Here is a 13,787-nt window from a genome sequence, read left to right as displayed (position 1 = left end):
TCCCCGTCCACATGCAGGGCGTGCCGGCGCGTCTGAACGAACTCAAGAAGCTCGCGGACGACCACGACCTGTTCCTCGTCGAGGACTGCTGCCAATCCATCGGGGCGCGGTACTTCGACAAGGTGACCGGCACCATCGGCAACGCAGGGGCTTGGAGCTTCAACTACTTCAAGGTCATCACGTGCGGCGAGGGCGGGTTCGTGTTCATGGACGACTACGTCGCTTACGAGCGCGCCTGCTTCAACGCGGAACCGGCTCTGCCGATGTGGATGAAGCAGCAGGAGACCGGCGCGCGCGAGTGGGTGACGGAGCCGTTCAGCAACCTCGGCCTGCGCTCCAACGAGATCAACGCGGCGATGATGCGCGTCCAACTCTCGAAGATGGACACGGCGCTGGAACGCTGCCGCGCGGTGAAGAAGGCTCTTCGAGATTCGCTGGAGCCGGGCACGCACTACGTCGTCCAGCATCAGGACGACCCTGAGGGCGACTGCGGTATCAGCTTCGCCATCGTCGTCAGCTCGCAGGAACGCGCCCACGAGTTCAGCAAGGCGCTCAACGCGGAAGGCGTCGGAACCGGGACCGCGCACAACGACGGGTTCCCGGACCGGCACATCTACCGCTACTGGGATTCGATCCTCCAGAAGCGGTCGCACCATCCGGGCGTGAGCCCCTGGACGCACCCCTACTACAAGGGCAAGGTCGAGTACCACCCGGACATGTGTCCGAAGAGCCTCGATATCCTGAACCGAACGCTTCGGTTTGGGCTGAACGTCAACATGACGCCGGAGCACGGCGCGTTGATCGCCGAAGCCATCAACAAGGTGGACGCAGGTATCTGACCACAGGCTTCGGACGCGATGAAGGCGGGCTCCGCGCCCGCCTTCGTCGTTCTCGCCCTCGGTTGGCATCGGCTACGGTACGAGTCCCTCGCGGATCATCTGCAGCAGCGGGAAGTCGTCGCCCTCGAAGGGCAGCGTGATCGCCCGATGCAGCCGTGAGGACGCGTAGATCGCCATCAGCACTTCGTGGGTCTCGAGGCAGTTCTCGCCGCGCGCCGGATGGGGCGGGCCCCCTTCGAGCCACGCGAGCAGGGCGTCGACTTCCATGCGTTTGGGGTTCACCGAGGGCAGTTCGACCGTGACCTCCCCGGACCGGTTGATGATCTGCATCGACCGCCCCGGGTACGCGTTCATCGAGATGACTCCCTCGGTTCCGACCATATGGAACGCGTAAGGCTTCGGTGACATCGTTCCCTGCTCGATGATCGCTCGGACGCCGTTCTCGAAGTAGAAGTGTCCGATGGCTCCGTGCTCCACCTCGTGTCCGAAGTCGATCTTGGGCGACGGTCGGTCGATCTGCCCGATGACGGTCTTGATCGGCGCGTCATCCATCAAGAAGCGTATCTGGTCGACGACGTGCGTTCCGTTCGCCAACAGGTCCCGATCCCCGCAGTAGCCGTAAACCGCCCAGACCTCGCCGATGGCGCCCTCCGCCACGAGCTCTTTGGCTCGATGGGCGTTCGCGTCCCATCGGTGGTTGTGCCCGATGACGAGCTTCACCCCAGCCCGATCGCACGCGTCGACCATCGCTCTGCACTCGCCGAAGCCCACTGCCATCGGCTTCTCGCAGTGGATTGCTTTCGCGCCCGACTTGGCGGCAGCGACGGTCATCTCGGCATGGAGCGGGGGCCACGTACAGATGCTGACGATGTCCGGCTTCTCGCGTTCGAGCAATTCGCGGTAGTCGCCGTACATGGCAGGAATCGTGAAGCGGTCGCCGAAGCTGCGTCGTCGTTCCTCGTCGATCTCGGCGCCAGCGACGAGGCTGACGCCCCCTCTGCCCTGATAGGCACTCGCATGCGCCTGCGCGATGCCGCCACATCCGAGAATCGCCACGCGGTAGGAAGCCATCGCTCACTCTCTTTCCGGGTAGGGGACTCACGTCATCGCGATGCCGTCGGGATCGGGCGCGACGAGTATACCAAGCCCGGGTAGCGAACGAACGCTCAGCGCTTCGCCTCGCCCCAGTTGCGTCCGACGCCCACTTCGACGCGGATCGGCACTCGGAACCGCCTTCCCTTCGCATCCTGGATGGGCGACTCCATGATCTGCACGATCTGCACGACCGTCTCATCGACGCGTTCCGCCGGAGCCTCGAACAGGATTTCGTCGTGAACCTGGAGCAGCATCTGCACGTCGTCGGGTAGCTCGGCGTCGAGAGCGATCATCTTGTCGCGGCAGATGTCCGCCGCTGTGCTCTGGATGAGAGCGTTGAGGGCAGGGCTCCGCCGTCCTGGGGCGAACCGCCTGCGTCTGCCGTAGAGGTTCGTCACCTGATGGTGCTCCTCGGCATAGGCGATCACGGTGTCGCGGAACCGCCGGACCCCCTCGTAGGTGTCGAAGTAGGCTCGGATGAACGCCTCCGCCTTCGAGAGCGGGATGCCCGTGCTGGAGGCGAGACGACGGGCTCCCATGCCGTAGATCAGCCCGAAGTTGACCGCCTTCGCCAGCGCGCGTTCCTCCGGTGTCACCTCCTCGACGGGCTTGCCGATGATGTCGGCGATGGTCTTGCGGTGGAGGTCGATGTCCCGCTCGAATGCTTCCATCATGCGTCGATCCTGCGCGTAGTGCGCGACGCAGCGGAGCTCGATCTGGGAGAAGTCTGCGTCGATCAGCACGCGTCCTTCGGGCGCGACGAACGCCGATCGGATCGTGGCGTCCTTCGGGATGTTCTGGAGGTTCGGATCGTTCGACGAGATGCGACCGGTGACGGTTCCCACTTGGTTGAAGTTGCTGTGGACTCGACCGGTGATGGGGGAGACGATCTGAGGCAGCTTCTCGACGAACACGTTCAGGAGCGTCGTCAGCTCCCGGTGTTCTCTGAGAGGCGAGATGATAGGGTGCGAGCCCTCGAGCCGCTCCAGGGTCGCCTGATCGACGGATCGGTTCCCCGTGCGCGTCTCTCGGTGCACCGTCAAAGCCAGGTCGTCGTACAGCACAGACGCGAGCTCGACGGGCGATGTCAGCATGAACGGCCGTCCGGCAAGTCCGAAGATGACGCCTTCGAGCTCTGCCCGGCGCGCTCGATAGGCGTCGCCGACGCGGGCGAGGTGGTCCGTGTCCAGGAGGACGCCGACGCGCTCCATCCGGCGGATGACGTGCATCACGGGCACTTCGTATCGGCGGAACATGGCAGCCAGCGTGGGAAGCCGGTCGAGCTCCTCGCGGAACAGGCGATAGAGCCGGAACGTGTGGTCAGCGTCGGCGCAGGCGTAGTCGGCAAGGCTGGCGGTGTGACCGAACAGCGAAAGTTGTGGGGTCAGTTCGTCGTACTCCGTGACATTCTCTTCGCCCAAGAGCTCCTTTGCCAACCACTTGAGCCCCTTGGGACGGTTCTCGTCGAGCAGGTGAGCGGCGAGCATCGTGTCGAACACGTACGACGCACTCACGTCAACGCCGTGGCGCTCGAGGACATTGAGATCGAATTTGGCGTTGTGGAGGACGAGCGTTTTGCCTCGGAACAGAGACGACAGGGCAGCGGGGTCGAGACGGTCGGCGGGCAACCAGAACGCCCGATGGGGTTCGCCACAAAACGAGACGCCGACGAGCTGCGCCGTGAGCGTGGATAGACCGTCCGTCTCCGTATCGACGGCGAGGGCGTGGTACGCTGCCAGCGGCGAGAGGTCTTCGAGCGTTCGATAGTCTGGCATGGCGCGGCGTTTCCGGCTCCTGGCGACACGTCGTCAGGTGGGGCGAGTCGCGCCATCCGTCAAGGGCTACATGCGCGGCGTGAACGCGCTGTTCAGGATCTCCAGCACGAGCTCGTCGTAGGAGATGCCGGCTTCGCGCGCCTGAGCCGGGAGGTCGCTCAGGTCGGTCATTCCGGGAAGCGTGTTCAGCTCCGTGATGAAGGGCTCGTCGGCTGGAGTGACGCGCATATCGACGCGCGAGTACCCGTGACAACCGATGGCGTGGTGCGCTTCGACGGCGAGGCGCTGAACCCGGAGCGTCGTCTCGTCTGTGAGCCGCGCGGGAAGGAAGAACTGCGTCATGCCGTGCGTGTACTTCGCCTCGTAGTCGTAGAACTCGTTTTGCGCGACCAGTTCGAGAACCGGCAGCGCTCGCGCGTGCGTTCCCACGCCCAACACCCCGATCGTGATCTCCATGCCGGGGACGAACGCTTCGGCGAACACGGAACCGAAGTCGTGACACGTCTTGCTCAGAATCGGGAAGAGCTCGTCGCGCGCGTGGACGATGGACACGCCGAGACTGGAGCCCTCGGACGTCGGCTTGACGACGAGTGGGAACCCGAGCGCCGCGATGGTATCGACTTGCGGGCGCAGCGCGTCGAGGCGCGACACGACGACGTAAGTGGGGGTCGGCAGATCGACCGACAGGAGAACCTGCTTGGTCACCACCTTGTCCATCGCGACGGCGCTGGCGAGCACCCCGGACCCCGTATAGGGAATATCAAGCGTCTCCAACAAGCCTTGGATCGTGCCGTCTTCGCCGGGCTTGCCGTGAAGGGCGAGCAGGGCGGCGTCGGGTCGCGCCTCCAGCAGCGCCGGGAGCCAACGTTCGTCGCGCGGGTCGATGGGCGTTGCATCGATGCCGACGCGTCCGAGCGCGGCGAGCATGTTCGCTCCCGAACGGAGTGACACCTGCCGTTCTCCGGACGTGCCGCCGAGAATCACGCAGACCCTCTTGTCCGAAAGACGCTCGCGGAGCTCCTCGAACCGTGACATGCCCCTATCTCCTGCGTTCAGCCGACCACCCCCGACGTCCGCAACACTCTATGGATTACGTCGTTCAGCGAGGCATCGGTACGGATTCGAGCATACCGGACGCGGCGACTCGCGCACCAGTGTTCCGCCTCGTCCAGGAACCTGCGCAAGCCGTCGTCGTAGAGGCGGCGGGTATCGTCGTCCCAGACGATCTCGCGCGACGCTCCCGTCTCGGCATCCACGACCTCTGCTGCGCCGGGGATCGCCGGGGCTTCGACCTGCGGCGCTACGAGGTGCACGGCGATTACGTCATTGCCCTTGCCAGCGAGCGCCCGAATGCCTTCGCGGATTCCGTGGACATCCATCATGTCGCTGAGGATGACGACCGTTCCGACCGGCGCAGACCCCAGCGCATAGCCGCGCAGCGCCCGACCGACGTCGCGTCCGTCGCCTGCCTCGATCCCAGTCAAGGCGCGCTCGATGCGAGCAAGACCGCTGGTGCCGGAAGTTCGGGCGATGGGCTGGGCGGCAGCGGCAAAGCCGGCGACAGTCACGGTATCGCCATGCGACAGAGCGACGTGCGACAGCGCCCAGGCAAGACCGCGCGCGTAGTCCAACGGGGCGGGTGAACCGACCGCCATGCTGCGTGTCACGTCGACGAGGAGATGCACCGGCATCGCGACCGGCAGAAGCGCCTGTTTGACGTAGAGCCGGTCTGTGCGCGCGGCGACGTTCCAGTCTACGGCGCGAAGGTCGTCGCCCGGAGCATAGGCGCGGTAGTCGGTGAACTCGATGCGTCCGCCGACCGGCACTCCGATGCGTTCGCCGTGGCGCGCCGCGCGAGGTCGCGCCCGAGAGACGATCCGTAACGACTTCAGCGCCAGAACGTCCACATCCGGGCGAGACATCGTACCGCCTGTCGCGACGTTAGTTGAGACCCAGTTGCGACGCAATCGGCTTGAGCGCGTCCGTCACGAACGCGATGTGCTCATCGAGCGGCACGCCGAGTTCCTCGGCGCCCCTGACGATGTCGTCTCGGTTCACGCCCTTGGCGAACGCCTTGTCCTTCATCTTCTTGCGCACGGACGAAGGTTGGACGTCGTCGAGGCTCTTCAAGGGTCGCACCAGCGCGACGGCGACGATGAAGCCGGTCAGCTCGTCCACGGCGAACAGGGCTTTGTCCATGAGGCTGATGCGGGGGGCGTTCAGGTACTCGGCGTGGGATCGGATGGCGTAGAGGATGTCTTCCGGGTACCCCAATTCCGTCAGGATGGCGATCCCTCGAAGCGGGTGGGACTCCGGCGTGGGTTCCGCCTCGTAGTCGAAGTCGTGGATAAGTCCGACGACGCCCCATCGCTCCTCATCCTCGCCGAAGCGCCGCGCATAGGCGCGCATGGCGGCTTCCACGGCGTACGCGTGCCTGCGGAGCGCCTCCGTCTTCGTGTGTTCGTGGAGCGTTTCCAGCGCGGCGTCGCGACCGACGGCGTGGGTCATCCGGTCGAGTCTCCGTCGTGTGTGCGAGGGGCCCGCACGTAAATGGGGTTCGAGTAGATCCACGGTCGGAACCGTCGCCGTACCTCGACACGATAGACGCCCGCGCCGGTCACGGCATACGACAGCCGCTTGTCGTCCGCTTCGGCGACGACGTTGCCGAAGCGGATCAGGCTGATGTGCGCCGGCTCCGGGACGCTTGCGTAGACGGAGATGCCCGGTTCGAGGGGCAGTTCGTCGCCCATCATCGCGACGATCCGACCGGCGCGCTGCGCGGTGAACTGGAACCCCGTGCTGTCCGCGATCCCATCGTGCGAGATGAAGCAGTTGCCGTGTCTCAGGGCGGCGTAGACGCGGTTCGCCGCGAGGTCCGCGTCGCCGGGAACCAGCGGCTCGTCGAGCAGGATGTGTGTGCGGATCGACCGGAACGTGAACGGGTAGGGCAAAACCTTGGGATACACGATGCCCGGCATGCGCTTCGCGTGGACGTCGAGCGTGCCGATCCCCACGACGCGCCGTGTCGCGCCGACGCGATCCCACTGCGCCAGAGCTCGATGATGGGGCCCGCTCAGCATCGAGTCGGGTCGGCTCAACGCGAGCGCCACGTTGCCCCAGTGCGTGCCGCGCACCCAGTCGTGCATGTACGACCAGATTTCGATGCCGGTGTACCCCGTGGCGTCCCAGTCCGTCCAGGGGCATGCCATGGCGCGAGATGGGTAGCCTTCGCCGATGGGATGGGCGATGAACCCGATCCCGCCCTGCGCGGCGACGGCGTCGATGACCTCCTGCGCGGTGCGTCCGCCACGCCCACGCACGCTCTGGCGGATGTCGAACGCGAGGTAGTGGTCTCGAAAGCGCGGCGAGACCTCCTCTCCGACGAGGAACAGCAGGTCGCCGTGCCAGCCTTGGTAGCCGAGTTCTCTGGCGTCGAGGTGCTCATGATCGGTTAGGATGGCGAAGTCGAGCGCAGCGTCCTGCGCGTGTCGGATGATCTCGTCGACGGTTCCTGTTCCGTCGGACAGCGTCGAGTGGATATGGATCGCGCCTGCGTAGTCGTAGAGGACGGAGGGCGCTTGACTGTTCTGCGGGGACGACGACATGGGCGTATCCTAGACGTCGCTCAGTCTGTCGATACGAACTCCCGAAGCTCCTCGACGCGGCGGTCGATCTCAGCGCGCGTCAGCGCACGTTGGCGGTTCAGGCTGAAATCCTCGACATCGAACGACGCCAGAGCCGTTCCGAAGAGCATCGCGTTTCGGATCGCGCGTTCGTCCGCTGCGCCCGCCGATGCGACGTAACCCACAAACCCTCCCGCGAACGTGTCGCCGGCTCCGGTGGGATCCGCCACTTCTTCCAGCGGGTAGGCGGGGGTGACGCAGTAGCTGTCCGCCGTGAGCGAGATGGCTCCGTGGCTTCCCTTCTTCACGACGACCCGCGACGGGCCCATGCGCAGGATCGCGCGCGACGCCTTGATCAGATTCGCTTCCCCGCTCAGGAGCCGCGCTTCGCCGTCGTTGATGACGAGGATGTCGACGCGCTGCAGCGTGCGCAGCAGGTCTGCCTTCGCCGTGTTGATCCACAGGTTCATCGTGTCGGCGGTGACGAGACGCGGTCGCGTCGCCTGGTCGAGCACGCGGTATTGCAGGTCCGGCGCGATATTCGCGAGGAACACGTAATCCGAGTCCCGGTATGCAGCCGGGAGTTTCGGGTCGAACTCGGCGTAGACGTTGAGGTCGGTGGCAAGCGTCGTCGCCTCGTTCATGTCTCCCGTGTAACGTCCCTTCCAGTGGAAGGTCTTACCCTCGCGCCGCTCGAGACCCTCCAGATCGACCCCGCGACTGCGAAGGAACGCGACGTGTTCCTCGGCGAAATCGGTTCCCACCACTGCCACCAACCTCACGGGCGCGAAATAGCTCGCGGCGACCGAGAAGAAGGTCGCAGAACCCCCCAACGCCGCGTCCACGGATCCGTGAGGCGTTTCTACCGAGTCGAGAGCAACGGAACCGACGACGAGAATCGACATGCGCAGTTCCTCATGGCATCTGGCAGCGAGTCATTCGATGCGACGCTCAAAGAGTTGGGCGCGAGCGGAACCAATCGACGAAGCGCTCGATCCCTTCCTCGAACAGCACTCGCGGCTGGTATCCGAGCAACCGTCGCGCCTTGGAGATATCGGCGTGCGTGATCGGCGCATCGCTGGGGTTCACGTCGTAGTGGACGCACCGCGCCTTCTTGCCGATGCGCTGTTCCAGGAGCTCGACGATGCGGGACACGGTCACGGTGCGCGAGTCGCCCAGGTTGATGATGTCGTACGGACGAGGACGGCGAAGGGCGGCGACCACGCCTTCGACGATGTCGCTGACGTAGGTGCAGTCGCGCTCGGCGGAACCGTCACCGTAGATCGGGACTTCCTGCTCCGTATCGATCAAGTGGGCGAACTTGTAGATCGCCAGATCGGGACGGAGCCTCGGTCCGTAAACGCTGAAGAACCGCAGACACGTCACGGGCAGACCGTAGAGGTGTGAATGCGTGTACGCGAGCAACTCTCCGGCGCGTTTCGTCGCGGCATAGGGCGAATAAGGGTGATCGGCGCTCGATTCCTCTCGGAACGGCACGTCGGTTCCTGCGTAGACGGATGAGGAACTGCCGAAGACGAAGCTCTTGACCGATCCTCTCGAAGCCGCTTCGAGCACGTTCAGCGTTCCCTGCACGTTGACGTCCGTGTAGAGGGTCGCCTGGGCGACCGACGTACGCACGCCCGCTCTCGCTGCCAAGTGGACGACGGCGTCGGGTCGATGCGTGTCGAACGTCTTCTCGAGCTGGAGTCGATCCCGGATGTCCCCCTCGACCCATGCGGCGTTGGGGTTCCCGGCGAAGGCTGCGACGTTCGCTCGCTTCTGCTCGCGGGCGTAGAACGGATCGAAGTTGTCGTAGCCGACGACCCGACACCCAGCCATCAGTAGATGCTCGACGACATGGGAACCGATGAACCCCGCGCCACCCGTCACAAGGACGGTCTGGGGCTCGTACGTCGTAACTCGGTCGGTCTCACGATCCGTCACAGTAGACCTCAACGATGGGCTGCCGTATCGCGGCGGCTCTCATGAGCCACGAGGATTGCCGACAGCACGGCACAGACGCCAAAGAGAACGGCGAACGCCCCGAAGAGACCTCGTGGATCGAGGCTCAAGCCTCCGAGGGCGCGCGTTATGCTTACCACGAAAACGAGCACGACACCAAGATCGCGCCAGAAGAAGACCGCGCCCAACGCCGACGGGCGCTCGGCGCTGTCTGCGACATCGCCGACAAGTGCCGAAGCCACCGGCGGAACCAGTCCGCCCAGCAATCCCAGCAAGAACGCAGCGAGCGCCGCGCTCCACGCTGCGGGTACTGCCGACGCCGCACCGAGCCCCGCCGCACCGATCCCGAACGAGACGAATAGTACCGCGCCGCGCCCCCACTTATCCGAAGCCGGGCTCCCCGTCAGGCTCAGAAGGGCTCGCGCCAGTGGGAAGAACGCCGCCGTGCTGAGCAGCGGATGCGTCAACGTCTCGCGGATGAACGCCGGGAAGACGCTCAGCATCAGTCCGAATCCGACCGACGATGCCGCCATCAGGAACGCGGCGATGCGCAGTCTGGGATGCGCCATGTAGCGGAGCGCCGTTCGCAGACCGACGGTGCGGGGTGCGTCAGCGCGCGGCAGCCGGGCCAGACACAGGACGCCCAGCGCCATGGTGGCGGCGGTCAGACCCAGACGCCATCGGTGTGCGGCGACGGTTCCGCCCTGTGACCGAAGCAGCCAGTCGAACAGCAGCACTCCGAGGGCGAACCCGATGTTCGACGACGCGTGGAACACGCCCGAGGCGAAGCCGTAGCGCGATGTCCGCGAGGCGTCCAGCACCTGGGCTCCGCTGGTGAGCCACATCGACGCCGCCCCCCACCCCCATACCGCCGCCGCGAGGAACGCAATGGCGACGCCCCCGGCAGGACCGCTCAGGTACGAGGCGACCCACACGGCGAGCACGAAGAGCGGGTAGGTCGCCGCACCCACGACGTTGGAGAGGTAGTCTCCGAGCCGTCGAATCGTCGCGCCGACGAGGACGCGCCAGAACATGAAGCTGACGTAGACGGTGCCCAGAACGCTCTGGGCGATGGTCTCGCCCCATCCGAGCGTCTCGTTCAGGTAGGCGACCAGGAACTGCTGGTGCGACGCGCCGCAGAAGAGGAACAGGTAGGCGACGGAGAGCCATGCGAGTTCGCGTGAGATCGTAGGCTCCTCACAACGCTGGTGGTTTCGCGGCGTCGAATCCATCACGGCGCGGGCGACGCCGCTCGAAGTGCGGGTGCTGGCTCGGATCGTCGGTTCAGGTCAACGTATCACGTCGGCAGAACGCGGTAAACGACCGACATGACGACGCGCCGCCGGTTTCGTATACTACGCGGAACCGATCAGAAGGGAACGACATGAGCGATGTATGGCTTGCGCTCAGCGAGGCGGCGTCTCTGGTGCAGGAGCAGTTCGCTCGCGAAGGGCGCACGATTTCGCGAAAGACCGTCAGCCGCTGGGCGAGCGACGGCAAGGTGAGCGCAGCGAGGCGAGGGAGCCGCTGGTTCATCGAGCGCGAGTCGCTGCTGAAGTATCTCGGGGAGCTGCTGGCGGGCTCGGTCGACGTGACGCCCGCACAGCCGGAGCCTGCCAACCGACTCCGCGAGCAGATCGCGCGACGAAACGCCCAGTTCCTCCGCGACCTCGAAGCCGGGATCGACTGACTCACCGCCTGGCGAAGTGCTTTCCGGCGTACTCGGTCCCTGCCGGCGTCCACTGGCTGTAGAACGCGCGCGTCGCCGGGTCGTCGTGGCACGCCAGCCGCTCTGGAATGAGCGCCCAGTTGGTCAGGACGGGGCTCGCCGCGCGGCTGAAATAGGTGTGCTGCGTGCGCCGACCGTGGTTGCAGGTTCCCGCCAACCGCGTGTGGTAGATCGCGATATTGTAGAGGATCGTGGTTCCCGCCTTGCCGCGGATCGGTAGCTCGCAGTAGCCGGGCAACTCGGCGCGCGCCTGATCCATCGTCTCGTACCGGTGGCTGTTCGGAACGACGCAGAAGCACGGGCAGCACTCCTGCACGTCGGTCAAGTAGGTGATCGTGCAGGCGTAGGCGCATTCGTACAGATGGGTCTCATCCCAATTGCGTCGGGTGATCTGCGGTCGATCCTGGTGGAACGCCATGCCAACTTCCCGGCTGTTCTCCGGCGGCGCGTCGCGGAAGTCGAACTGGGCGAACCGGATGTCGTCTCCCAAGATCGACCGAACCAGCTCAAAGACGCCAGGGTACTGGACGAACCGGTCGAGCTCCGGGTGCTCCACCAGGATCTGCCCATGCGACAGGAGGGCGTGTTTCCCGACGCCCCATTCGTCGGGAATCCGCTGCTGGGACCGATCCACGAAGTCGTTGAGGACCCGCACATCGGCGGCGTCCATGCCGTCGCGAATGACGGCGTAGAGGTTCGCCTTGAAGAAGGTCAGGATGCCGTCGCGGTCGGCTCGCGCGAATGTCGGAACCACTCGTTCTCCTCTTGACTGGCGAGTTGGCTGTCTAGGAACGCGGCAGTCCGCGCGGGTCTTCGTCGAAAGGCGTCGTGTCGGCGCGGGTGATCGACCAGTCGAGCAGGTCGAGGGTCAGTCGATGCCGTAAGCGCGCGAGCGCTGGGTCGTCGTACCGGTTGACGAGCTCTCTCGGATCGGTTGTTAGGTCGTAGAGCTCGCTCCGTCCGTTGGGTCGGTAGATGAGCTTGACGTCTCGCATGCGGATCATCGTCGTTCGGCAGACGGACAGAGGGTGATCCTGCTGCTGCCTGCCTTTCGGGTAGTAGACGTGGCTCGAATCGCGTCCCGCCTGGTCTCCGACACTCCTTCCCTCGAAGCAGTGCGGCTCGAACGCGTCGTAGCCGCCTTCGGCGAAGACGGCGCGCGTCATGTCGGCGGGACTTCCTCGTGTCAGGGGAACCAGCGACCTGGCGAAGTGCGTGTGCCGAGGCTCGATGCCGGCGAGATCGAGAACGGTCGCCATCACGTCGAACGCTTCCACCGGCTGACGGCTCACGTGCCCTCGTTTCCCGTCCGGTGCCACGACGATCAGCGGAACGCGGGTCAGCGTGTCGTCCAGCGCGCTGGGCCACTTCTCGACGAGTCCGAAGTCGCCCGCCCAGTCGCCGTGATCCGACCACAGGATGATCGCCGTGTTCTCGAGGTAGCCCATCGCTTCGACGGTGTCGAGAAGCTCGCCGATCAGTCGGTCGACGAACGTCGTCATGCCGAGGTAGACCGCGTTCACCTGTCGGAAGACGCCCTCGTCGAGCTCATCCAGGCGGCGGTACCGGCGGATCAGGTCGTGGAAGTCCGGCTTCCCGTCGACGGGCGGACGCAGCGCGGGGATGTCGCGGATGTCGTACATGCTGTGCCACGGTTCCGGCGCGCCGTACGGCGGATGCGGCAGAACGGTCGGCAGGAACACGCAGAATGGTTCCTTGGGACGGGACTGCAGGAAGTCCATTGCCATCCGGTAGCAGCGCGCGTCTCCGTGTTCCTCGACCGCGCCGTCGAAGGGATGGCTCAGGAAGGTGTAGCGTCGCGGGTCGTCCGGCTCGTGGAGAGGGTCGGCGAACACGCGCCCGCCGCCGCGCGCCTCCGTGATGCAGTCCCCCACCTCCGGGTGCACCAGCATGTCGTTCTTGCCGTACCACCTTATGTCGTATCCCGCCTCGTGGAGGTAGCGGAACAGGTGCGGCTCGTACGGGCGAAGGGAGTGCCACAGCGTTCGGTGACCCCGCGTCGAGGCGTAGAGCCCCGTCATGAAACTGCACCGCGACGGCGTACAGACCGTGTGCTGGATATGGCACTGGTCGAACCGTGTGCCGAGGCTCGCCAGACGATCCATGCCGGGGGTCTGGACCAACGGATGTCCGTAGCACTCGATGGACTCGGCGCGCAGCTCGTCCGGGTTGAGCAGGATGAAGTTCATGTGCCGACCAGCCGCTGCCCTAGAACGTGCTCTCGCGCGTCGTCAGCGGACACCAGCGCGACGTGAGCAGGTAGTCCAACGCGATCTCCTGCGACTCCGACGTGCCGATGCGGCGCAGAGCCGTCATCGACTCGGAGCGCACGTACCGGTTAGTGTCGTTGAGACCGTCGCGGAGCGCATCCATCGCGCCTGAGGCGTTGGGGCCCAGCCGCGCCAGCGCCAGGGCGGCGTTTCGGCGGACCCACTCGTCGTCGTCCTTCATCGCCGACGCCAACGCAACCGCCCCGTCTGACACGCGCTGACCGGCGGTTCCGATGGCTTCTACGGCGACGCGCCGGACAGTCACTGCTGGGTCCGCTGCGGAGCGACACAGGGCACCGACAGCGCTGTCGGCTGACAAGCCGATGTCGAGGAGGGCGTTCGCCGCCATCTCGCGGACCTCGGCGCGAGCGTCTTCCAGCGCATCGACCAGCGGCTGCACCGCAGGGCTGCCCATCGCAGTGAGCCCGTAAGCGGCGTTCCGCCGCACGTACCCCGACTCGGAGCGCAATCCA

The 13,787-nt window shown here is 65.5% G+C and carries 14 protein-coding genes; 2 read left to right on the top strand and 12 right to left on the bottom strand.

Annotated features, from left to right (window positions below; all coding sequences use genetic code 11):
* Positions 1-839 (top strand): hypothetical protein (locus tag FJZ36_14500; protein MBM3216114.1); only part of this gene is annotated, 839 nt, incomplete at its 5' end.
* 72 nt (positions 840-911) lie between these two features.
* On the opposite strand, the gene FJZ36_14495 is transcribed toward FJZ36_14500, so the two are convergent.
* From FJZ36_14495 to FJZ36_14455, 9 genes are all read right to left on the bottom strand, one after another.
* Positions 912-1,910: a Gfo/Idh/MocA family oxidoreductase gene (locus FJZ36_14495; protein ID MBM3216113.1), complete on the bottom strand. Its 999-nt coding sequence runs from the start codon at positions 1,908-1,910 to the stop codon at positions 912-914.
* Between the two features lie 95 nt (positions 1,911-2,005).
* Positions 2,006-3,709, bottom strand: coding sequence for a hypothetical protein (locus FJZ36_14490; protein ID MBM3216112.1), 1,704 nt, complete (start codon positions 3,707-3,709; stop codon positions 2,006-2,008).
* A 66-nt stretch (positions 3,710-3,775) separates the two neighbouring features.
* Positions 3,776-4,744 (bottom strand): D-alanine--D-alanine ligase, encoded by a 969-nt coding sequence (locus FJZ36_14485; protein ID MBM3216111.1) that lies wholly within the window; start codon positions 4,742-4,744, stop codon positions 3,776-3,778.
* A gap of 17 nt (positions 4,745-4,761) precedes the next feature.
* Positions 4,762-5,631, bottom strand: a complete 870-nt coding sequence (locus FJZ36_14480) for a DUF58 domain-containing protein (GenBank protein ID MBM3216110.1) — start codon at positions 5,629-5,631, stop codon at positions 4,762-4,764.
* 19 nt (positions 5,632-5,650) lie between these two features.
* Complete coding sequence (locus FJZ36_14475) at positions 5,651-6,217, bottom strand: HDIG domain-containing protein (protein MBM3216109.1); 567 nt, start codon at positions 6,215-6,217, stop codon at positions 5,651-5,653.
* Entirely contained in the window at positions 6,214-7,314 is a 1,101-nt protein-coding gene (locus tag FJZ36_14470; protein MBM3216108.1) for a hypothetical protein, read from the bottom strand. Before FJZ36_14470 ends, FJZ36_14475 begins: the two co-directional genes overlap by 4 nt.
* A 20-nt stretch (positions 7,315-7,334) precedes the next feature.
* Positions 7,335-8,237, bottom strand: coding sequence for a sugar kinase (locus FJZ36_14465; GenBank protein MBM3216107.1), 903 nt, complete (start codon positions 8,235-8,237; stop codon positions 7,335-7,337).
* A gap of 46 nt (positions 8,238-8,283) precedes the next feature.
* Positions 8,284-9,276, bottom strand: a complete 993-nt coding sequence (locus FJZ36_14460) for an SDR family NAD(P)-dependent oxidoreductase (protein ID MBM3216106.1) — start codon at positions 9,274-9,276, stop codon at positions 8,284-8,286.
* An 8-nt stretch (positions 9,277-9,284) separates the two neighbouring features.
* Complete coding sequence (locus FJZ36_14455; GenBank protein ID MBM3216105.1) at positions 9,285-10,526, bottom strand: MFS transporter; 1,242 nt, start codon at positions 10,524-10,526, stop codon at positions 9,285-9,287.
* Between the two features lie 152 nt (positions 10,527-10,678).
* Here FJZ36_14455 and FJZ36_14450 point away from each other — a divergent pair, with 152 nt between their 5' ends.
* The gene (locus FJZ36_14450) at positions 10,679-10,984 is read left to right on the top strand and encodes a helix-turn-helix domain-containing protein (GenBank protein MBM3216104.1); all 306 of its coding nucleotides are present in this window, start codon (positions 10,679-10,681) and stop codon (positions 10,982-10,984) included.
* 1 nt (position 10,985) lies between these two features.
* Here FJZ36_14450 and FJZ36_14445 read toward each other — a convergent pair whose 3' ends face one another.
* The 3 genes from FJZ36_14445 to FJZ36_14435 form a co-directional block, all read right to left on the bottom strand.
* Entirely contained in the window at positions 10,986-11,777 is a 792-nt protein-coding gene (locus tag FJZ36_14445) for a phytanoyl-CoA dioxygenase family protein (GenBank protein ID MBM3216103.1), read from the bottom strand.
* A gap of 31 nt (positions 11,778-11,808) precedes the next feature.
* Positions 11,809-13,233 carry a sulfatase gene (locus FJZ36_14440; GenBank protein ID MBM3216102.1) on the bottom strand — a complete coding sequence of 475 codons (1,425 nt, stop codon included), beginning with the start codon at positions 13,231-13,233 and terminating at the stop codon, positions 11,809-11,811.
* A gap of 19 nt (positions 13,234-13,252) precedes the next feature.
* A partial coding sequence (locus FJZ36_14435; protein ID MBM3216101.1) for a phytanoyl-CoA dioxygenase occupies positions 13,253-13,787 on the bottom strand: 535 nt, incomplete at its 5' end.

This window comes from Candidatus Poribacteria bacterium, from assembly GCA_016866785.1.
In the GTDB taxonomy this organism is placed as follows: domain Bacteria; phylum Poribacteria; class WGA-4E.
The sequence above is the reverse complement of the archived record's forward strand: the minus strand, read 5'-3'. Positions and strand labels throughout refer to the sequence as shown.